At 62.7% G+C, this 21,084-nt stretch carries 17 protein-coding genes and 1 pseudogene; 9 read left to right on the top strand and 9 right to left on the bottom strand.

What is annotated here, in order from left to right; all coding sequences use genetic code 11:
• Window positions 1-166 precede the first annotated feature (166 nt).
• The gene (locus tag LIX93_RS12280) at window positions 167-2,176 is read left to right on the top strand and encodes an acyltransferase family protein (protein WP_226504301.1); all 2,010 of its coding nucleotides are present in this window, start codon (window positions 167-169) and stop codon (window positions 2,174-2,176) included.
• 158 nt (window positions 2,177-2,334) lie between these two features.
• Here the strand turns inward: LIX93_RS12280 and LIX93_RS12275 are convergent, their stop codons facing one another.
• The 7 genes from LIX93_RS12275 to LIX93_RS12245 all read right to left on the bottom strand — a co-directional run bounded on the left by LIX93_RS12275 (window position 2,335) and on the right by LIX93_RS12245 (window position 11,812).
• Window positions 2,335-3,105: an electron transfer flavoprotein subunit beta gene (locus tag LIX93_RS12275; protein ID WP_226504465.1), complete on the bottom strand. Its 771-nt coding sequence runs from the start codon at window positions 3,103-3,105 to the stop codon at window positions 2,335-2,337.
• Between the two features lie 34 nt (window positions 3,106-3,139).
• Entirely contained in the window at window positions 3,140-4,360 is a 1,221-nt protein-coding gene (locus LIX93_RS12270; protein ID WP_226504300.1) for an electron transfer flavoprotein subunit alpha/FixB family protein, read from the bottom strand.
• Window positions 4,360-6,306 carry a dimethylglycine demethylation protein DgcB gene (gene dgcB, locus LIX93_RS12265; protein WP_226504299.1) on the bottom strand — a complete coding sequence of 649 codons (1,947 nt, stop codon included), beginning with the start codon at window positions 6,304-6,306 and terminating at the stop codon, window positions 4,360-4,362. The genes LIX93_RS12270 and dgcB overlap by 1 nt, the downstream gene beginning before the upstream one ends.
• A 179-nt stretch (window positions 6,307-6,485) precedes the next feature.
• Window positions 6,486-8,546, bottom strand: a complete 2,061-nt coding sequence (dgcA, locus tag LIX93_RS12260) for a dimethylglycine demethylation protein DgcA (RefSeq protein WP_226504298.1) — start codon at window positions 8,544-8,546, stop codon at window positions 6,486-6,488.
• Between the two features lie 15 nt (window positions 8,547-8,561).
• Window positions 8,562-9,092, bottom strand: a complete 531-nt coding sequence (locus LIX93_RS12255) for a DUF5943 domain-containing protein (protein ID WP_226504297.1) — start codon at window positions 9,090-9,092, stop codon at window positions 8,562-8,564.
• Window positions 9,093-9,176: 84 nt separating this feature from the next.
• On the bottom strand, window positions 9,177-10,154 hold the full coding sequence (locus LIX93_RS12250) for a dipeptidase (protein ID WP_226504296.1): 978 nt from the start codon (window positions 10,152-10,154) through the stop codon (window positions 9,177-9,179).
• Window positions 10,155-10,312: 158 nt separating this feature from the next.
• Window positions 10,313-11,812: an amidase family protein gene (locus LIX93_RS12245; protein WP_226504295.1), complete on the bottom strand. Its 1,500-nt coding sequence runs from the start codon at window positions 11,810-11,812 to the stop codon at window positions 10,313-10,315.
• A gap of 247 nt (window positions 11,813-12,059) precedes the next feature.
• On the opposite strand from LIX93_RS12245, the gene LIX93_RS12240 reads away from it, so the two are divergent.
• Together LIX93_RS12240 and LIX93_RS12235 are read left to right on the top strand one after the other, a co-directional pair.
• Complete coding sequence (locus tag LIX93_RS12240; protein WP_226504294.1) at window positions 12,060-12,485, top strand: lysozyme inhibitor LprI family protein; 426 nt, start codon at window positions 12,060-12,062, stop codon at window positions 12,483-12,485.
• Window positions 12,482-12,898 carry a DUF3010 family protein gene (locus LIX93_RS12235; RefSeq protein WP_226504293.1) on the top strand — a complete coding sequence of 139 codons (417 nt, stop codon included), beginning with the start codon at window positions 12,482-12,484 and terminating at the stop codon, window positions 12,896-12,898. The genes LIX93_RS12240 and LIX93_RS12235 overlap by 4 nt, the downstream gene beginning before the upstream one ends.
• A 27-nt stretch (window positions 12,899-12,925) precedes the next feature.
• On the opposite strand, the gene LIX93_RS12230 is transcribed toward LIX93_RS12235, so the two are convergent.
• Window positions 12,926-13,861 (bottom strand): GlxA family transcriptional regulator, encoded by a 936-nt coding sequence (locus LIX93_RS12230; protein ID WP_226504292.1) that lies wholly within the window; start codon window positions 13,859-13,861, stop codon window positions 12,926-12,928.
• 228 nt (window positions 13,862-14,089) lie between these two features.
• On the opposite strand from LIX93_RS12230, the gene choX reads away from it, so the two are divergent.
• From choX to LIX93_RS12205, 5 genes are all read left to right on the top strand, one after another.
• Window positions 14,090-15,037: a choline ABC transporter substrate-binding protein gene (gene choX, locus LIX93_RS12225; RefSeq protein ID WP_226504291.1), complete on the top strand. Its 948-nt coding sequence runs from the start codon at window positions 14,090-14,092 to the stop codon at window positions 15,035-15,037.
• 188 nt (window positions 15,038-15,225) lie between these two features.
• Entirely contained in the window at window positions 15,226-16,008 is a 783-nt protein-coding gene (locus LIX93_RS12220) for an RHS repeat-associated core domain-containing protein (RefSeq protein ID WP_226504290.1), read from the top strand.
• A 165-nt stretch (window positions 16,009-16,173) separates the two neighbouring features.
• Complete coding sequence (locus LIX93_RS12215) at window positions 16,174-17,058, top strand: 3-keto-5-aminohexanoate cleavage protein (protein ID WP_226504289.1); 885 nt, start codon at window positions 16,174-16,176, stop codon at window positions 17,056-17,058.
• A 165-nt stretch (window positions 17,059-17,223) separates the two neighbouring features.
• The gene (locus tag LIX93_RS12210) at window positions 17,224-18,189 is read left to right on the top strand and encodes an L-carnitine dehydrogenase (RefSeq protein ID WP_226504288.1); all 966 of its coding nucleotides are present in this window, start codon (window positions 17,224-17,226) and stop codon (window positions 18,187-18,189) included.
• Window positions 18,186-18,641: a thioesterase family protein gene (locus tag LIX93_RS12205; protein WP_226504287.1), complete on the top strand. Its 456-nt coding sequence runs from the start codon at window positions 18,186-18,188 to the stop codon at window positions 18,639-18,641. Before LIX93_RS12210 ends, LIX93_RS12205 begins: the two co-directional genes overlap by 4 nt.
• Before the next feature lie 234 nt (window positions 18,642-18,875).
• Here LIX93_RS12205 and LIX93_RS12200 read toward each other — a convergent pair whose 3' ends face one another.
• Window positions 18,876-19,286: a hypothetical protein gene (locus tag LIX93_RS12200; RefSeq protein ID WP_226504286.1), complete on the bottom strand. Its 411-nt coding sequence runs from the start codon at window positions 19,284-19,286 to the stop codon at window positions 18,876-18,878.
• A gap of 189 nt (window positions 19,287-19,475) precedes the next feature.
• Between LIX93_RS12200 and LIX93_RS29720 the strand changes: the two are divergent.
• Window positions 19,476-21,026: pseudogene (locus LIX93_RS29720) on the top strand (efflux RND transporter permease subunit); the annotation flags it as partial.
• Window positions 21,027-21,084: the final 58 nt, after the last annotated feature.

Genomic DNA, 21,084 nt, shown 5'->3' with positions numbered 1-21,084 from the left:
GATGCAGAACCGCGACTAAGCCTCGCCGCGGCGCAGAGTGCATGCCCTCCCATAGGCCGGCTCTGCGCCAGCAAAGTTGAAATACTCCGCAATCCAATAGCTCTGCCGCCTTCGCGCCTCTTGCTTTAACGTCGTTGCCCCTCCAAGCACAAGAGACGGGCCGCCCATGTATTCCCCCTCGCTCCAGATCCCATCGTCGCCGGCGCGCGCCGCTCACTACCTGCCCGGCATCGACGGCCTGCGCGCCATCGCGGTGCTGAGTGTGATCGTGTTCCATCTCGACTTCCTCGACCTGCTACCGGGCGGCTTTACCGGGGTCGACATGTTCTTCGTCATCTCCGGCTACGTGATCACCCGCGCCCTCGCCGAGCGCACGCACCTCGGGTTTGGCGCGTATCTGCTGGATTTCTACCGCCGTCGCCTGCTGCGCATCCTGCCGGCGTTGCTGGTGGTGCTGCTGGTCAGCTTCGTAGTGGCGGCGGTGTTCGTGCCGCAGGTGTGGCTGAGCAATCAAAACGACCAGACCGGACTGGCGGCCATCATTGGCTTGAGCAATTTCACCCTGGCGGGGAACGCCAACCCGTACTTTTCGCCCCGCGCCGAGCTCAACCCCTTCTTGCATACCTGGTCGCTGGGGGTGGAAGAACAGTTCTACCTGCTGCTTCCGGCGATTTATTTTTTGTACCGCCGTTGTAGGACGCATCTGAAGTTTGCCTGGGCGCTGCTGCCGGCCCTTGCGCTGGCATCGTTGATCGTCAGTGGCGTGCAAACCGCTACCGATCCGCTGTCGGCGTTCTACCTGTTGCCCAGTCGGTTCTGGGAGCTGGCCGCCGGAGCGCTGCTGTTTCAGGCGCTGGGCAACAAAACGCTCACCGTTCGCGGCGGCTGGCTGGCACAGGTGCTATTGATGGCCGGCATGGGGCTGGTGACGCTGGGCTTCGTATACGCCGAGCGCAAGTTGTTCCCCTTCCCGTGGGCGTTGGTGACCGTCAGTGGCACCTTGCTGCTGATCGCCGCCGTAACCCTCCAACCCGCGAGCTGCCGGTCGCCGCTGCATACACTGCTGCAATCGCCGCCCCTGGTGTACGTCGGTCGGCTGTCCTATTCGCTGTACCTGTGGCACTGGCCGGTGGCGGTGTTCCTGCGCTGGACTACCGGCCTGGAGCTGCTGGAGGCGCAGGTGCTCTATCCCTTTATCGTACTGGCGATGGCGGCAGGCTCCTATCACTGGATCGAAACCCCGATTCGCGCAGGGCGTTCAATGCTGCAGCGCAACGCTTGGGTCACGATCAGCGCCAGCCTCGTGGCAGTGGGCATGACGTGGCTGGCGGCTCTGTGGATCACCGACAATACCGCGGCGATATCGCTCAGCCAGACCCGCGACAGCTACCTGTGGCACGCCTACAAGCACTATCCTCGCGAGACCGTCGAGCCCGTGGACGACCCCGAGATCGAGGGCCGGCAGCTGTTCGTGCTGGGCGACTCCCATACTGCGGCCTATCGCACCCTGCTCAAGCTGGTGGAGCTGCGCCTAGGGGTGCAAGTCCGGGAATACGAGCACGGCGGCTGTGCTGTGGTGAGCCTGATCGGTGCCGATCCCGAAGACTGCGACGCAGAGCGTGAAGCGGCGCTGGCGGACATCGAAGCGCGGGCCAACCCGGGGGATATCGTGTGGCTGGCCTCGCTGCGCATGCCCGAACTTGCCGGGCGTGATTGGCAGGCCGGGGAGCAGGCTGCCTGGGCGCAGGCATTGGCCGAGGTGGATACAACACAGGCGGATATCTCCGCGCGGGCCATGCTGACGCGGCTTGCAGCAACCCAGGCGCAAATCCTCATCGATGCGCCCAAGCCGCTGTTCAAGGCACCGCCCAACCGCTGCTCGGACGGGTTCAACCACATGAACCCGGTATGCGCTCCCGGCCTGACGGTCGAGCGCGCCCAGATTGCGAAACTGCGCGCGCCGCAGTTGCAACTACTGGCGCAGTTGCAACGGGACTACCCCAGCCTGCATGTCTGGGACCCGCTACCACTGCTCTGCCCGTATTCGGCCTGTTCGGCGTACGACAGAGAGGGCAGGCCGCTGTACAACGATTCGGATCATCTCAGCGGGCATGGCAACCGGACTCTGGAGCGCAGCTTGACCGAGGCGCTGATAAGTATCTGGCGGGATATATAATTTGCCTTGCTACTAGATGAATGGCGGGTTGGCAAACTATATCAGGCGGCGAAGCTGACGACTTTTTTCAAAGGGAGGAGTCATCGTCGGCGTACTGGACGAGCCAACACCCCGTGACGTAGATAATCCTGGAATAGGGTAGAGGACTCCAGACCGTGTCAGCGCACCACCCCCTCCTCCACCAGCAATTTGAGTATCGCCGCCGCACCCTCCTCGGCGCTCACCCCCTTGAGCACTTGCCCGCCGCCGCCACTGGCCTTGGCCGTGGCGGCTTTCATGCGATCTGCGCCGCTCTTGGCCTTGATCACCTTCAAGCGCTTGGGCCGCGGCTTGGCCGGTTGCAGCTCGGCGCTGGCGAGCAGCTGGTCGTCGACGATCTCCACTTCATCGACCTCGAAGGTCCCGCGCTGGGCCGGGCCGTAGGCGCTTTGCCGAGGCTTCGGGGCGGCGTTATCAACCGTGGCGAGCATCGGCAAGCGCACCTTGAGGCGCCGCCGTTGCCCGCGCGGCAAGGCTTGCAGCACCAAGGCCACGCCGTGCTCGATGGACTCGACCTCGGCCAGCCCGACGATCACCGGCCAGCCCAATTGCTCGGCGAGCAAAAAAGGCAGCATGCCGGAGCCTTCGCCGGTTTCCGCCTGGGCGCCGGTGAGCACCAACTGGGCTCCGGCATCGCGCAGGTAGTCAGCCAGCGCCGGTAGCGCATCGCCACCGGCCGGGGTTTCCAGTACGTGCAGGCACTCCAGGCCCATGCCCATGTAGGCGCGCAAGGCCGGCTCGTTGGCGTCGCCGGCGTGCAGCACCTGCAACTGCGTGCCGACCAACTGCAGGCCCAGCTCCACGGCGCGGGCATCCTGCTCGGCGCGTCGCGCGCGGCCCGAGGTCGGGTGGGCGCCGATGGACACCAGGCTGATGACCTTGGTGCTCAGTGGGTGCTTGAAAGGTGCATTCACAACAGTCTCCTCAGGCCGCATCGCGCGTGGCTTGGTTACGGTAGGCCGCCATGGCGGCGATCAGTGCCTGGAGGATCGCGGCGCTCTCGCCGATCACCGACAAGTCCGCGCGTTTGATCATGTCGCAACTGGCATCGAGGTTGATGGCAATGACCTTGTCGCACGCGCCAATCCCTTGCAGATGCTGGATCGCACCGCTGATGCCGACCGCCACATAGACCCGCGCCGTGACCCAGGTGCCACTGGCACCCACTTGCCGATCGCGCCCCATGAAGCCATCGTCCACGGCCACCCGCGAGGCACCTTCAGTGGCGCCCAGGGCCGCGGCGGTACGGTGAAACAAATCCCAGTCCTTGACGCCGTTACCGCCCGAGAAGATGAACTCCGCCTCGGCCATGGGAATCGCTGCCGGGTCGACCGCCACCGCACCCAGGTCCTCGATGCGCGGCAAGCTGCGCGCAGCCCTTGTGGATAACTCCACGGCCAGCGCTTCATGACGGGTTTCATCCACAGGCTCGGCGCATTCGGCAGCGGCCAGAATCAACCGTGGCAAATCGCGGGCGAGGTCTTGCAGCCCCGCACCGGCGCGGCCGATGCACTGTTGATCCTTGATCTGCCACACCCGTGTCGCCGGTCGCTCGCCGAGGCTGGCGGCAAAGCGCCTGCCCAATTCACCACCGCCGGTACGGCTGTCGGGCAGCAACCAGTGCCGCGGGCGCAACTGGCTATCCACAGCGCGCAGGCCCTGCACCCGCTGCTCAGGCGCATAGCCGTCGAATTCGCTGCCGTCGAGTATCAACAGGCGGTCGACGCCGGCGGTATCGAAGGCGCTCTCCTTATGCTCGCCGAACACGATCGCCAGCACCGCGCCGTCGCTACCGGCCAAGCGATGTGCCAGGCCCAGCACGTCGCGGTCATGGCTGCTCAGGCGGCCGCCGACCATGTCGGGCACCACACTGATATAAAACGCTGGCTCGGCAATCCGATGCAGCGGCAACTGCACTTGCGGGGCGGCGCCACGTTTGCTACTGCCACCCTGCTGCGCGCCGCTGCGGTCGATACGCTTGACGCCGTTGGGGCCGATAAAACCGCCCACATGCGGGTTTTTACGGATGACGCCCTGGGGCCCCATCCAGCTGCCTTGCACCGGCTGCAGGGCGGCATGCAGCGGGTGCAAGCGATTGCGGGCGATCCACTCGGCACGGGGATCGCGGCGGATGATGTCGCTCATCAGTTGACCTCCGCGGGTTCGCGTTTGACCACTACCGGCTTGGCGGCGGCCGCTTCTTCGATCAGGGCATCGGCGACCAGCTCGGCGATGTCCTTGATCAACGGCCGTGGCTCGACCACCCCTTCAAGCATGGCCGTGCATTGCGGGCAACCGACGGCGACCAGTTCGGCCTGGGTCTCGCGAATGTCGTCCATGCGCATGTCAGGGATGCGCTGTTTGCCAGGGATATCGGTGATCGGCGCACCGCCGCCGCCGCCGCAGCAACGCGAACGGAAACCCGAGCGCTGCATCTCCTTGACCTCGATACCCAGCGCCTTGAGCACGTCGCGCGGCGCCTGGTATTCGCCGTTGTAGCGGCCCAGGTAGCACGGGTCGTGATAGGTGACGCTGCCGCCTTTGTGCTGACCGAGGCTGAGTTGGCCGGCGGTCACCAGTTCGGCCATGAAGGTGCTGTGGTGCAGCACCTCATAGTGGCCGCCGAGGGCGCCGTATTCGTTCTTCAGCACGTGAAAGCTGTGCGGATCGCAGGTGACGATGCGCTTGAAACGGTACTGGTCGAGGGTCTTGATATTGCGTTTGGCCAGCAGTTGAAAGGTCGCTTCGTCACCCAGGCGACGGGCGACGTCACCGCTGTCACGCTCTTCGAGCCCGAGCACGGCGAAGTCGATCTTGGCGGCTTTGAGCACTTTGACGAAGGCGCGCAGGGTGCGCTGGTTGCGCATGTCGAAAGCACCGTCGCCGACCCAGAACAACACCTGGGCATCAGGCTTGTCGGCCATCAGGCTGAGGTTGAGGTCGGCCGCCCAGTTCATTCGCCCACCCGGGTTGAAGCCGCCGGGGTTATCGGTGGCGATCAAATTGTCGAGCACTTCGGCGCCCTTGTTGGGCGTGGCGCCCTTCTCGAGGGTGAGATGGCGGCGCATGTCGACGATGGCATCGACGTGCTCGATCATCATCGGGCATTCCTCGACGCAGGCGCGGCAGGTGGTGCACGACCACAGAGTGTCGGCGTCCACCAGGCCGTTGACGATCGGCTGGTGCGGATTGCCGCTGTGTTCGCCAACAGGCTTGCCTGGATACGGGCTACCGGCGAACTTGGCGTCGGTACCGCCCGCCAGGCCGACGACCATGTCCTGAATGAGCTTTTTCGGGTTTAACGGCTGGCCGGCGGCGAACGCCGGGCACGCGGCTTCGCACTTGCCGCACTGCACGCAGGCGTCGAAACCGAGCAGTTGGTTCCAGGTGAAGTCCTTGGGTTTTTCGACGCCCAGCGGCGCGCCCTTGTCGGCGAAGTCCAGCGGCTTGAGGCCAGTGGAGCGGCCGCCATTGAAACGTTCGGCGCGCCGGTGCCAGGCCAGGTGCAGGGCACCGGCGAAGGCGTGCTTCATCGGCCCGCCCCAGGTCATGCCGAAAAACAGTTCCGACACGCCCCAGAGCACGCCGATACCAAGGATCACGGCCACGACCCAGCCACCAAAGTCGGCTGGGAGGATGCCGGCCACCGGCAAGGTGGCGATAAAAAAGCTTGCCGAAAACATCAGCAGGCTCTTCGGCAGCCGCATCCACGGCCCCTTGGACAGCCGCGCCGGTGGATGGCGACGGCGCGCATAGACGAAGCAGGCACCGACGAACATCAGAGCGGTGGCCAACAGCAGCGCGTAGCCGAGGAAGCGGTTGTGCAGACCAAAACCATGCACCAGGATCGCCAGTACGGCTGCCAGCACCGCACCGCCAGCCGTGGCCACGTGAGTGTTGGCGATGTATTTGTCGCGGGCCACCACATGGTGCAGGTCGACCATGTAGCGCTTGGGCATGGCCAGCAGGCCACCGAGCAGGTCGACCTGCGCGGCACGCCCCCGGCGCCACATGCGCACCCGGCGCACCGCGCCCAGAGCAGCAAGCCCCAGCGCCGCGAACAGCAGGATCGGGAGAAGGGTGTTCAACATGATGCGGGCTCCCAAAGACCACGGGTCTTGCAGGCGAAAATTGCGGATGCCTTGCGCATTACCTGTGGGAGCAGAGCTTGCTCGCGAAGTAGACGCCGCGGTGCATCCGTTGCTGCGCGTCGCGCCCTTCGCGGGCAAGCCTTGCTCCCACAGGTCATGGGCAAGCCGTTAGAGCAGCCTTAGAAATCCTTGCACAACCGCAGCGCGTCGTAGATCGCCGCGTGGGTGTTGCGCTGAGCCACGCAGTCGCCGATACGGAACAGCAAATAGCCGTCACCCGTGGTACTCAGCGAAGGCTGCGGCTGGATCGCGAACAAGGCGTCGATATCGATCTGGCCCTTGTTGCGCGAGCCTTCCTTGAGCCCGTAGTAGAGGACTTCGTCAGGCCGCACGCCGTTCTCGACCACCACCTGGTCGACCACCCGCTCCTCTTTGGCGCCGGTGTATTCGTTCTCCAGCACCGCCACCAGCTTGTCGCCCTCGCGGTAGACCTTTTCCAGCATCAGGTCGCCGGTCATGATCACTTCCTTGGGGTACATGCTGCGGTAGTAGGTCGGGAACGACGTACCGCCGATGGCCACGCCGGGCTTGATATCATCGGTGACGATCTCCACCTGGCTACCCTTGTCGGCCAGAAAGTCCGCCACCGACATGCCGGTGAACTCGCAGATGGTGTCGTACACCAGCACGTTCTTGCCTGGCGCGACCTTGCCGTCGAGCACGTCCCAGCTGCTGACCACCAGCCCCTCGGCCGCACCCCAGTGTTCGTTCTGCTCGAGGAACGGGTGCCCGCCCACCGCCAGCACGATCACGTCCGGACGCAAGTCCATGATGGTGGCGATATCGGCAGCGGTGCCCAGGCGCAGGTCGACCTTCAAGCGCGCCAGCTCCAGCTGGAACCAGCGGGTGATACCGGCGATCTGGTCACGCTGCGGCGCCTTGGAGGCCGTGGTGATCTGCCCGCCGATAGATTCCTTCTTCTCGAACAACGTCACGTCGTGGCCGCGTTCGGCCGACACGCGGGCGGCTTCCATCCCGGCCGGCCCTGCACCGACGATCACCACCTTGCGCTTGATGCCGGTGGTTTTCTCGATGATGTGCGGCACGCCCATGTACTCACGGGAGGTGGCGGCGTTCTGGATGCACAGCACGTCCAGCCCCTGATACTGGCGGTCGATGCAGTAGTTGGCGCCCACACACTGCTTGATCTGGTCGATCTGGCCCATCTTGATCTTGGCGATCAGGTGCGGGTCGGCGATGTGCGCGCGGGTCATGCCGACCATGTCGACGTAGCCGCCTTCCAGAATCCGCGTAGCCTGGTTCGGGTCCTTGATGTTCTGCGCGTGCAGCACCGGGACCTTGACCACTTCCTTGATGCCGGCTGCCAGGTGCAGGAACGGCTCCGGCGGGTAGCTCATGTTGGGGATGACGTTGGCCAGGGTGTTGTGGGTGTCGCACCCCGAGCCGACCACGCCGAGGAAGTCGATCATGCCGGTGTCGGCGTAGTACTTGGCGATCTCCTTCATGTCCTCGTGGCTGAGGCCGTCGGGGTGGAATTCATCGCCGCAGATGCGCAGGCCCACGCAGAAATCGTCGCCGACCTCTTTGCGCACGGCCTTGAGCACTTCCATGCCGAAGCGCATGCGGTTCTCGAAGCTGCCGCCCCATTCGTCGGTACGCTTGTTGACCCGCGGGCTCCAGAACTGGTCGATCATGTGCTGGTGCACGGCAGACAGCTCGACGCCGTCCAGGCCCCCGGCCTTGGCCCGCGCCGCAGCGCTGGCGTAGTTGCCGATCACGCGCCAGATCTCTTCAGGCTCGATGGTCTTGCAGGTGGCGCGGTGCACCGGCTCGCGGATGCCCGACGGCGACATCAGGGTCGGCCAGTGGTCGCCGTCCCAGCGCGAGCGACGGCCCATGTGGGTGATCTGGATCATGATCTTGGCGCCGTGCTTGTGCATGGCGTCGGCGAGATTCTGGAAGTGCGGGATGATCTTGTCGGTGGCCAGGTTGACGGATTTCCACCAGCCCTGAGGGCTGTCGATGGCCACGCTGGAGGAGCCGCCGCAAATGGCCAGGCCGATACCGCCCTTGGCTTTCTCTTCGTAATACTTGACGTATCTGTCGGTGGTCATCCCGCCATCGGTGGCATAGACCTCGGCGTGCGCAGTACTGAGCACGCGGTTGCGGATCGTCAGTTTGCCGATCTGGATCGGCTGGAACATCGCTTCGAAAGCCATGGCACGGTCCTCGGCTTACAACGGTTTGACGGTGAACAGGCCATCTTCGTGGCCTTCTTCGGAGCCGCCATACACTTGCTCGGCGACGGTACGCACACTGCTGCCCTTGGCGGCGAGGATCTGGTCCATGGCACCCGCGAACCAGCCGGTGAACATGTAGTCGACCTTGCGCCCGACCTTGCCGTACACGTACACGAAGCAAGAGTGCTCGAGCTTGACGCTGGCGGTGCCTTTGTCGAGGTCGATGTCCTGGATCTTGAACAGGCCCCAGCCGCGCTGCGACAGGCGTTTCATGTAGTGCTCGAACACCGCGACGCCTTCGATGCCATGGCATTCGGCTTCTTTTTCGCACCAGTGCCAGGCAGATTTGTAGCCGGCCTTGTAGAGGATCTCGGCGTAGGCATCAGCGCCCAGGACTTCTTCGATACCCATGTGGTTGTTGACGAAAAAGTGCCGCGGCACGTAGAGCATCGGCAGGGCATCGGAGGTCCAGACGCCGGTTTCGCTGTCGACTTCGATGGGCAGTTGCGGGGCGATTTTGGCCATGGTGCTTGAACTCCGGAAAGGGGATGTCGGCCCTCCGCCCTGGGGCGGAGGTTGGAAAAGAGAGATTGAAAGGGTGGGGACTACTTATTCTCCCCACACATCCTTGAGGACGTTCACCCAGTTCTCGCCCATGATCTTGCGCACCGTGCGCTCGCTGTGGCCGCGCTTGAGCAGGGTCTCGGTCAAATTGGGGAACTCGCCCACGGTGCGGATGCCCAGCGGGTTGATGATCTTGCCGAAGCTGGTCAGGCGGCGAGCGTAGCCCTTGTCGTGGGTCAGGTATTCGAAGAAGTCCTGGCCGTGGCCCTGGGTGAAGTCGGTACCGATGCCGATGGCGTCTTCACCGACAATGTTCATGGTGTATTCGATGGCTTCGGCATAGTCGTCGATGGTCGACTCGATGCCCTTGGCCAGGAATGGCGCGAACATGGTCACACCGACGAAACCGCCGTGGTCGGCGATGAATTTGAGCTCGGCGTCGGATTTGTTGCGCGGGTGCTCCTTGAGGCCCGACGGCAGGCAGTGGGAGTAGCACACCGGTTTTTTCGATTCGAGGATGACTTCTTCGGATGTTTTCGAGCCGACGTGGGACAGGTCGCACATCACCCCGACGCGGTTCATCTCGGCGACGATCTCGCGCCCGAAGCCCGACAGGCCGCCGTCGCGCTCGTAGCAGCCGGTGCCGACCAGGTTCTGGGTGTTGTAGCACATCTGTACGATACCGACGCCCAGCTGCTTGAAGATCTCGACATAGCCGATCTGGTCTTCAAAGGCGTGGGCGTTCTGGAAGCCGAACATGATGCCGGTCTTGCCGGTTTCCTTGGCTTTGCGGATGTCGGCGGTGGTGCGCACCGGCATGACCAGGTCACTGTTCTCGCGCATCAGCTTCTGGCTGGAGCAGATGCTGTTGATGGTCGCCTGGAAACCTTCCCACACCGACACGGTGCAGTTGGCCATGGTCAGGCCGCCTTTGCGCATGTCTTCGAACAGTTCACGGTTCCACTTGGCGATGATCAGGCCATCGATAACGATGCTGTCGGCGTGCAATTCGGCTGGGCTCATCAGGCTGTCCCCTATAGGCGTAGTACGCCGAATCGTCTGCCGGCGCTATTGAGGCCAGCATATGCCTAGGCGCCAGACGGCCCGGATGCAAAAACGACAAGGGAATTGCCGAAAGCGTCAAAGGGCGACAAAGGAGGCCCGCAGACCTCCTTTGCGGCTTACAGGGTCGGGCAGTTGGCGGGGACGAGCCCCTCATAGGCGGCGGCAAGCGCCAGCAGGTCGGTTTCGGCCTTGGCCTTGCCGATAAAGGTCATACCGCCCGGCAGGCCGTCGTCACCGTGCCCGGTGGGCACGTTCAGGCTCGGATAGCCCGCGCTGGCGGCCATCGCCCAGGACGGCTGCGCCGTCGGAAATACCAGCGCATCCAGCGTGTGCGCCTCAAGGGGGGCATCCAGCGCCGCCTGGTTAACAGCGACTACGCGTTCGAGCATGGCGGTGTACTGATCAGGCGTCATTTCCCAGTTGCTGGCCATCAGCATCCACGCCTGGTTGTACTCGGCGTTGCCCGGCTGGGTGCGATTGAACTCGATCAGCTCTTCGAGGGTACTGAGGCCCAGGCCTTCACGACTTTGCAGGTAGGCGGGGATGGCGGTCTTGAAGTCTTGCAGCAGCAGGTACAGTACGTCGAAATCAGGGGCCACCTGCGCGGAAATCGGCACCAGTTGCGCACCGGCCTCGCGCATGGCCGCCAGCGCCTTCAAGAACAGTGGCTGGTCGCTGCGCTGCGCCGGGCCCTCGGCGTATTCCACGGGAAATCCGATGCGCTTGCCGTCCAGGCTGGCGGAACCTAGCGTTTGCTGGTACTGCTCAGCCAGTGATTCATCGCCCTGCAGGATCGCCAGCAACAGTGCGCTGTCGGCGACGGTCCGGGCCATAGGCCCGGCGGTGTCCTGACGCACCGACAGCGGCACGATGCCCTCGTTGACGATCAGTCCCTGGGTCGGCTTGAGGCCCACGACGCCGGCATGGAGCGCCGGACAGATGATCGAGCCGAGCGTCTCGGTGCCGACCGCCAGCGGCGCGAAGCCAGCGGCGACAGCCACCGCCGAACCGCTGCTGGAGCCGCAGGCTTCATAATCCGCACCATAGACGCTGAGCGTTTGCCCACCTCTCCCGCTCCAACCATTGGGGATATTGGTACCACGAAAGTTCGCCCATTCACTCATATTGGCCTTGCCGAGGATCAGCGCGCCCGACGCGCGCAGATTGGCGACCAGCGGCGCATCACGGGAGGCCGATGCCGCTACCATCGCCAGCGAGCCGGCGGCGGTCTTGAGGGTGTCGGCGGTCTCGATACTGTCCTTGAGCAACACCGGAATACCGTGCAGCGCCCCGCGCACATTGCCTTCGGCGCGCTCGGCATCCAGTGCGCGCGCCAGCTCCAGGGCTTCGGCGTTGGTTTCTATCACAGCGCGCAACTGCGGCCCTTGCTCGTTGAGGCGCTCGATTCGCGCCAGCAGATGCGTGACCAGGCGTTCGGAAGTCAGATCGCCACTTTCCATGGCCGCGATCAGTTCGGCGACCGTCGCGTACTCCAGGCCCGCCTCGATACCGCACGCCGCGACAGGGGTCGGCGCCGCATTGGCGACGGAAACTGCGGTAGACATCGCCAGCACAGCGCCGGCAACCACAGTGAATAGTTTTGCAGAGAAGTCCATTTCTTACTCCAGAAGTGAGGGATTGCAAAGCCAATCTATCGCAGAGCGCGCGGACGAAAACGCCCTTCTGCCAACGCCAAGCGTGCGAAAGCTGCCGCCCCACCTGCTCAAAATTCCTTGCCGAGGCACGGACAACCCTGTGCCGTCCGTCAATCCAAAATCGCCGGCTGTTCTTTACGGCCAACCTGAGCCAAAATCCAGCCACAAAATGTTTCGTAGACTGATGAGGGCGTCACCGATGAGATCAATGCTTTGGGTATTGGCCGTGCTGGCCGTCGGCGCACATGCCGCAGACAAGGACGAAGACGGCCCGACACCCTGCGACAAGGTAGAAACCAGCGCCCAGAGCCTGAAGTGCTCGGTCTACAACAAGGACACCGCGCAAAGTGGCCTGGATGAAGCCTACAACCAGCTGATGGCGCGTATCTCCGCGCAGTTCAGCGATCAGAAAGAACTGCTCAAGACCTACCAGGACAAGGTCAAAGCCGCCAACGACCTGTGGATAAAACTGCGCGACGCCGATTGCGCGGTAGAAATCCTCGAGTCCAGCAGCGACGACAGCGACGCCGAAACCACCAAGAATAACTGCCTGGCCCAGCGCAGCGACGAGCGGTCGGAATACCTGCAGACCTTGGCGACCCAAGGCGGCGAATCGGACGCTCCTGACGAATGAAGACCTGTGGTGTGGAAATCAAGGCAAGCGAGGCGATCTTCGCCCTGGCCGTTATAGAGGGTGGCGCGGTGAATCATTTGCCGTTGACGCTCAAGAAGCTGGCGTTGGACGATGATGACCAAGCGGCGAATGTACGGGCATTTGCGGCACAAGCTGCTGCCTTCGTCGCTGAAAATGGCATCCAGCGGTTGGCGATCAAGAAGCGCGGCAAAAAAGGCGAGTTTGCCGGCGGCCCGACGACGTTCAAGATCGAGGGCATCCTGCAGTTGCTCGAAGGATGCGAAACCGTGCTCGTCTCCCCGCAAACCATCAGCGCTCAGGCCAAGAAGTCTAGCGCCGAACTACCTTCGTCTCTGAACAAATATCAGCACGACGCCTTCAAGGCCGCCTGCGCCGTATTGCTCAAGCGCTGATTCTGCGCTGTCTGCACGGGCCTCCCCCTAAACCCGCCGATCCTCCCGCGGGCTCTTGCCGAACTTCACCCGGTAGCTGCGGGTGAAATACGACGCCGATTCAAACCCGCAGGCAATACTCACCTCCAGCACACTCATGTCCGTCTGGCGCAGCAGCTGGCGGCCCTTATCCAGCCGCAGGCGCAGGTAGAAGTTGCTCGGCGTGTCGTTGAGGTACAGCTTGAACAGCCGCTCCAATTGCCGCCGGGTGATCTTGGCCAGTTCGGCCAGCTCCAGGGTGCTGAGCGGCGGCTCCATGTGCTGCTCCATCTCACCGATCACCTGCACCAGCTTCTTGTTGTTGATGCCGTAGCGCGTGGCGACCTGCATGCGCTGGTGGTCCTTGCGCGGGCGGATGCGGCTGAGCACGAACTGCTCGGAGACCCGGATGGCGAGTTCGCTGCCGTGGGCCTGGGCGATCAGGTCGAGCATCAGGTCGATGCTCGCCGTGCCGCCAGCGCAGGTGATACGACGGCCATCGACTTCGAAGAGTTCCTGGCTGGCCTCGAGCGCGGGATAGGACTCGCGAAAGGCGTCCAGCGCCTCCCAGTGCAAAGCCACGCGATGACCGCTCAGCAACCCGGCCTCGGCCAGGACGAAGCTGCCGGTGTCGATGCCACCCAGCGTCACCCCTTCCCCATCATGGCGACGCAGCCAATGTTGCAACGGCGCGCAAAACGCCTGTAATGGATCGAAGCCTGCCACCACCATAAGCGTTGCGCCCTTGCTCAACGCGATCAAGCCGTCATCGGCGTTCACCGACATGCCGTTGCTGGCAGTCACCGGCCCGCCATCCAGGCTCAACACCTGCCAGCGATACAGCTCGCCCTTGAAGCGATTGGCCACGCGCAACGGCTCGATGGCCGAGATGAACCCCATCGCCGAAAAGCCGGGTAACAACAGGAAATGAAAACACTGGGGCATGGGGATCTTCTTCACGGGCTGGGACCACGAGCATGACTTGCCCGCGAACGCGATTTAAGCAACACCACTACCTGCACGTTAATACCGTGGCAGGTCGCCAGCGTGCAAGTCCCCGTCGCCGCAGTGCGATTTTTCCCTCGGGCAGCTGCGTACCTTAGACAGGCCCACGGTGCCCAGACACCGACGCCCCATAACAACGAGAAACTGCCGCCAGCCCGAGGAGCCATCATGAACAAATCGATGAGTTGCTGTTTGCTGAGCCTGACCGCCAGCGTGCTATTCACCCCCGGCGCCAACGCCGCCGAAGCCCCCAGCTGCAAGAACGTACGCCTGGGCGTGGTCAACTGGACCGACGTCATCGCCACCAGCGCCATGACTCAGGTACTGCTCGATGGCCTGGGCTACGAGACCAAGCAGACCAGCGCTTCACAGCAGATCATTTTCGCCGGCATCCGCGACCAGCGTCTGGACTTGTTCCTCGGCTACTGGAACCCGCTGATGACCCAGACCATCACGCCGTTCGTCGAGGCCAAGCAGGTGCGCGTACTGGACAAACCCAGCCTGGAAGACGCCCGCGCCACCCTGGCAGTACCCAGCTATCTGGCCGACAAGGGCCTGAAAAATTTCGCCGACATCGCCAAGTTCAAGACCGAACTGGGCGGCAAGATCTACGGCATCGAGCCCGGTTCGGGCGCCAACACCCAGATCAAGGCGATGATCGCCAAAAACCAGTTCGGCCTGGGCGGCTTCCAGCTGGTGGAGTCCAGCGAGGCCGGCATGCTCTCGGCGGTGGGCCGCGCGGTGAATCGCAATGAAGCCATCGTATTCTTCGGCTGGGCCCCGCACCCCATGAACGTCAACATCAAGATGACCTACCTCACCGGCAGCGACGGCGCCCTGGGCCCGGACGAAGGCAAGGCTACGGTATGGACCGTTACCGCACCGGACTACGCCAGCCGCTGCCCGAACGTGGAGCGGCTGGTCAGCAACCTGACCTTCAGCGCCGAGGATGAGAGCCGGATGATGCAACCGCTGCTCGATCACAAGGACGCGCTGGAGTCGGCCAAGGCCTGGCTCAAGGCCCATCCGGCGGATCAGCAACGCTGGCTTGAAGGGGTGACCACGTTCGATGGCAAGCCGGCGGGTGGGAATCTCAAATTGACGACCAATCCTTGATATCAATACCTCTGGCGTTCTGGATAATACTTTCATCCTGCTTGGTACCAAGCCCTTTAACGGTAATGAACGCCTAGGATTGAGGGTAACTGAACGATTCGGCGAGGTGCTACCTACCAGATCTGATAGCTAGCGACTGTAGACCCCACGGCGCAATCTCTCTGACATCAAAACCAGGAGATTAAAAAATGAGTGTTCAACTGATAGCAACTGACCAGCATAACTCCGTCCTGAGGACTCAATCGCGGCACTCTTTTGTGAGTTACCTTCCGTTTGGCCTGCATCGAGAAAGTCAAACTGTCCGCTCGCGATTGGCATTCAACGGCCAGTACAAAGAGGCGCCATCGTGCCATTACTTGCTCGGTAGCGGCTACCGCAACTACAACCCTTTACTGATGCGGTTCAATAGCCCGGATAGTATCAGTCCTTTTGGCAAAGGAGGGTTGAACTGCTATGCCTATGGGAAAAGTGACCCGGTCAACTATCTCGATCCTACCGGGCATATGCCTGCATGGGGTGCTGCAAGGACGGCAATTCCTATAGATGATCTCCAGCTCAAAAAACTTTGGACAATTCACCACCTCCTAGAGACAGACCCTGACGTAGGAAAGCTACTAGGAACACACATTAATACTCCGCGATTAAAAACGAGACCTGTAGCCATCAATAGACCTTCAAGTTCGGCCATTCCAATCCCCGCATCAAAAAAAGCAGCAGAGACCACTCACTCGCGCCTATTCTCAATGGCGACGGATGGTGCAGGCCAGAATCCAGATAAAGCGCGAGCTAAACTTCAAGACGCCTACCTGAAAGCCTCGGCCATGACGGGTGATGTATCTGAAACCTTCAACTATCTTAAAGCTGCAGAATACGACCAGCAGTTTAAACACTTACTTCAAAATCCCGAATTATTGGCGGGCTATAAAAATAACTCTCTATTTGAAAACCTGGTCAAACGGATCAGGGCGTAAATGTCTTCCCGCCCACTACGTGTATTCCTCGCCCAAGTCGTCTGTGTACAAGTCCACGTCGCCGTGGTTCGCCTTTCCTTTGCGACTAAACCGTAATCTGGGCGCCACACCGATGCAGGTATCGGTCAACACCGTTAGCGCCAACCGGCCAAAGGAATCAGCTCCATGAACCACGACGTCATCATCACCTGTGCCCTCACCGGCGCGGGCGACACCACCGGCAAGAGCCACCTCGTGCCCATTACCCCCAAGCAGATCGCCGCCGCTGCCGTCGAAGCCGCCAAGGCCGGCGCCACCGTGGTCCACTGCCATGTGCGCGACCCGCAGACCGGGCAATTCAGCCGTGACGTAGCGCTGTACCGTGAAGTCATGGAGCGCATCCGCGAGGCGGACATCGACATCATCGTCAATCTCACCGCAGGCATGGGCGGCGACCTGGAGATCGGCGCGGGCGAATCGCCCACCGACTTCGGCCCCGGCACCGATCTGGTCGGCCCGCTGACGCGCCTGGCCCATGTCGAAGAGTTGCTGCCGGAGATCTGCACGCTGGATTGCGGCACCCTCAACTTCGGCGACGGCAACACCATTTACGTCTCTACCCCGCAGCAACTGCGCGCAGGCGCCCAGCGCATCACCGAGTTGGGCGTGAAGGCCGAGCTGGAGATTTTCGACACCGGCCACCTTTGGTTCGCCAAGCAGATGATCAAGGAAGGGCTGCTGGTCGACCCGCTGTTCCAGCTGTGCCTGGGCATCCCTTGGGGCGCGCCGGCGGATACCACCACCATGAAGGCCATGGTCGACAACCTGCCCAGCGATGCGGTGTGGTCCGGTTTCGGCATCGGCCGCATGCAGATGCCCATGGCCGCGCAATCGGTGTTGCTGGGCGGCAATGTGCGGGTCGGTCTGGAAGACAACCTGTGGCTCGAAAAAGGCGTGCTCGCGACCAACGGCCAACTGGTCGAGCGCGTGAGTGAAATCCTCACCCGCCTGGGCGCGCGCATCCTTACGCCGGCCGAAGGCCGGGCAAAAATGAACCTCACCCGGCGTTGATGCCTTGACTCAGGCCTCTGCCCTCTTCGCGGCAAGCCTTGTTCCCACAGGCGTACGACTCTGGCAACTCTGCGGGAGCAAAGCTTGCTCGCGAAGGGGCCATCCAGGCATGCAAAAACATCTAAAGGATTTCCCCAGCCGGAATCCGACACACGAGGACCGCACATGACGTACATCACCAACATCAAGACGTTCGCCGCCCTCGGCAGCGGCGTGATCGGCAGCGGCTGGGTCGCCCGCGCCCTCGCCCACGGCCTTGACGTGGTCGCCTGGGACCCAGCCCCCGGCGCCGAAGCCGCCTTGCGCCAACGAATCGCCAATGCCTGGCCAGCACTGGTCAAGCAAGGCCTCAGCGCCAGCGCCTCCCAGGAGCGCCTGCGCTTTGTGGCAACCGTCGAGGAATGCGTGCGCGATGCCGATTTCATCCAGGAAAGCGCCCCCGAGCGCCTCGATCTCAAGCTGCAATTGCACAGCCGGATCAGCGCCGCCGCCAAACCGAACGCCTTGATCGGCTCCAGCACCTCGGGCCTGCTGCCCAGCGAATTCTACGAGGGCGCGACGCACCCCGAGCGTTGCGTGGTAGGCCATCCTTTCAACCCGGTGTACCTGCTGCCGCTGGTGGAAGTAGTCGGCGGCAAACAGACCGATCCCGAGGCCGTGCAAGCGGCGATCAAGGTCTACCAATCGCTGGGCATGCGGCCGCTGCACGTACGCAAGGAAGTCCCCGGATTCATCGCCGATCGCCTGCTCGAAGCTTTGTGGCGCGAGGCCCTGCACCTGGTCAACGACGGCGTTGCCACCACCGGCGAAATCGACGACGCGATCCGCTTCGGCGCCGGCTTGCGCTGGTCGTTCATGGGCACCTTCCTGACCTACACCCTGGCCGGCGGCGATGCCGGCATGCGCCACTTCATGAACCAGTTCGGCCCGGCGCTGCAACTGCCCTGGACCTACCTGCCCGCGCCGGAACTGACCAACAAGCTGATCGATGACGTGGTCGACGGCACCACGGAGCAACTCGGCGAACGCAGCATCAGCGCACTGGAACGCTACCGCGACGACTGCCTGCTGGCAGTACTTGACGCGGTGCGGGTGACCAAGGCCAAGCACGGCATGGCGTTCGCAGAATGATCGGCTGGCGTGGGGCGATCCCGCCGGAATGGGTGGACTACAACGGGCATCTGCGCGATGCCTTTTACCTGCTGATTTTCAGCTATGCAGTGGATGGCTTGATGGACGAGATCGGCCTGGATGCACGGAGCCGTGAGCGTACCGGGTTGACGCTGTTTACCCTGGAGGCGCACATCAATTATCTGCATGAAGTGAAGCTGGGCGCAGCAGTTGAGGCGCGGATCCAGATCATGGCGATGGATCGCAAGCGCTTGCAGCTCTACCTGACACTCCACCCCGAAGGAGAAGCGCAAGTGATGGCGGCGAGTGAGCAGATGTTGTTGCAAGTGAATCTGGAGGGGCCGAAGTCGGCGGCGTTTACGCCGCAAACGAAGGCAGCACTGGAGCGAATAACGGCTGCCCAGCAAGACTGGCCTGCACCGGAGTATGCAGGCCGCAAGATCGCGCTTTGACTAGGGTGGCCATGGATGGCCGCTTCGCCGCCAAACACGCAACCTTGCTCGCGCAGGCGTACGGCTCCAGTTCCGTCGATTCTGCGGGAGATTCCATGGTTTTTGGCGAGCTGTACCGGCCCCTTCGCCAGTGAGCTGTGCTCCCACAGGTGCAGGACTCAGGGCCGGCTTACACTATCGGAGCAAGGGTGCACGTCGGGCCGCGAAGGGGCCGGTCGTATCAGCACAAATCCGTTAGCCCGGCAGGCACGTCACATCAGACGCATGCCCGATCTGCTTGCCCTTGCTGTCTTCAAGCTTGACCGTGTAATCCTCACCCAGGCTGCTCTCCACCAGGCTGTAATGCCCGCCCGCCTTGAACTGGCCGAAATCCACCCGCGCCGAGCAGTTCTGCTCGTCGTTGTCGCCCACGCCATCGACGATCAAGGTCATGTCCAACCGGTGCTTGCCCGGTGGTACTTCAAAGTAACGCCCGTCGTTCAAGCGCTTGCCGTCCAGGTCGGCGGCCATCAGCACCGCGTCCGGCTCTTCGTGCAGGCCGACCCAGGCATCATTCGGATCGGGCTTGGGCATCGGCCCGGCACAGCCGGCAAGCAGCCCGACCATACCCAGCAGAGGGATCAACACACGCCATTTTGCGTTCATGAGCAGTACCTGTATTCGTAGTCGAGAAAGAGGAAGTCAGTGTTGTTTGCCGACAAGCTTGGGCAGCGCGACCGCTCTAAACAAATGAATCCCCATGAACAAGGCCCTAACGCAATCTTCATACGAGTTAAGGAAGTGTCTGGCGTGTTCCATGGAAGACTGCGCCGATTCAACATTGGGGGGCTTAGCATGCTCGGGCTGGTCAAGACCGCACTTTCCAAGCCATATACGTTTCTCGTGATGGCGATTTTCATCTGCATCGTGGGGCCGCTCGCTGCCGTGCGAACACCCACCGATGTATTCCCTGACATCGGCATTCCAGTGGTCGCGGTGGTCTGGCAATACGCCGGCCTGGCGCCAGACGCCATGGCCGGACGCGTGATCTACACCTACGAACGCTCGCTGAGCACCACGGTCAACGACATCGAGCACATCGAGTCGCAGTCCTTGCCGGGCATGGGGATCGTCAAGATCTTCTTCCAGCCGGGTGTCGATATCCGCACGGCCAACGCTCAAGTGACCGCGGTGTCGCAAACCGTGCTCAAGCAGATGCCGGCCGGTATCACCCCACCATTGATCCTCAACTACAGCGCGTCAACGGTGCCGATCCTGCAGATGGCGTTCTCCAGCCCAACGCTGTCGGAAGCGCGGATTCGTGACCTGGTGCAGAACAGCGTCCGCTTGCCACTGACCTCGGTACCGGGCCTGGCCATGCCGACGCCCATGGGCGGCAAGCAACGCCAGATTACCCTCGACCTCGACCCGCAAGCGCTGGCCGCCAAGGGCCTGTCGGCGCAGGATGTGGCCAACGCCCTGGCGGCGCAGAACCAGATCATCCCGGTGGGCACCGCCAAACTCGGCGGTGACGAATACACCATTCTGTTGAACAACAGCCCGACCGCCATCGACGCCCTCAACGACCTGCCGATCAAGACGGTCGACGGCGCCGAAATCACCCTCGGCCAGGTCGCCCACGTGCGCGACGGCTCGCCGCCGCAAACCAATATCGTGCGCGTCGACGGCCGTCGCGCGGTGCTGATGCCGGCGCTGAAGAACGGCAACATCTCGACCCTGTCAATCGTCGACAGCATTCGCGACATGCTCCCGCGCATCAACGAAACCCTGCCGCCGGAGCTCAAGACCACGTTGCTGGGCGATGCCTCGGTGTTCGTCAAGGAGTCGGTCGGCAGCGTTGCTCGTGAAGGCATCATCGCCGCTTTGCTGACCAGCGTGATGATCCTGCTGTTCCTCGGCAGCTGGCGTTCGACGCTGATCATCGCCGCTTCGATTCCGCTGGCGGTGATGTCGGCCATCGCCTTGCTGGCGGTGTCCGGGCAGACCCTCAACGTCATGACGCTCGGGGGGCTGGCGCTGGCCGTTGGCATCCTGGTGGATGACGCCACGGTGACCATCGAAAACATCAACTGGCACCTGGAACAAGGCAAGGCGGTCAAGGACGCGATCCTCGATGGCGCCAGGCAGATCGTCGGGCCGGCGTTCGTGTCCTTGCTGTGTATCTGCATCGTGTTCGTGCCGATGTTCATGCTGCAAGGCATCGCCGGTTATCTGTTCCGGCCGATGGCGCTGGCGGTGATCTTCGCCATGGCCAGTTCGTTTTTGCTGTCGCGGACCCTGGTGCCGACCTTGGCGATGTACCTGCTCAAGCCGCACAAGGTCGAGGGCGGTGAGGGGCATCATCCGGAGGATGCCTATATCAATCATCATGAAGGGGATCAGCATGGGGAAACGGGTCAGCAGGACGGGCCTCTTCGCGGGCAAGCCTTGCTCCCACAAGCGC

The sequence above is a fragment of the Pseudomonas sp. MWU16-30317 genome (genome assembly GCF_020515695.1).
Taxonomy (GTDB): Bacteria; Pseudomonadota; Gammaproteobacteria; order Pseudomonadales; family Pseudomonadaceae; genus Aquipseudomonas.
The sequence above is the reverse complement of the archived record's forward strand: the minus strand, read 5'-3'. Positions and strand labels throughout refer to the sequence as shown.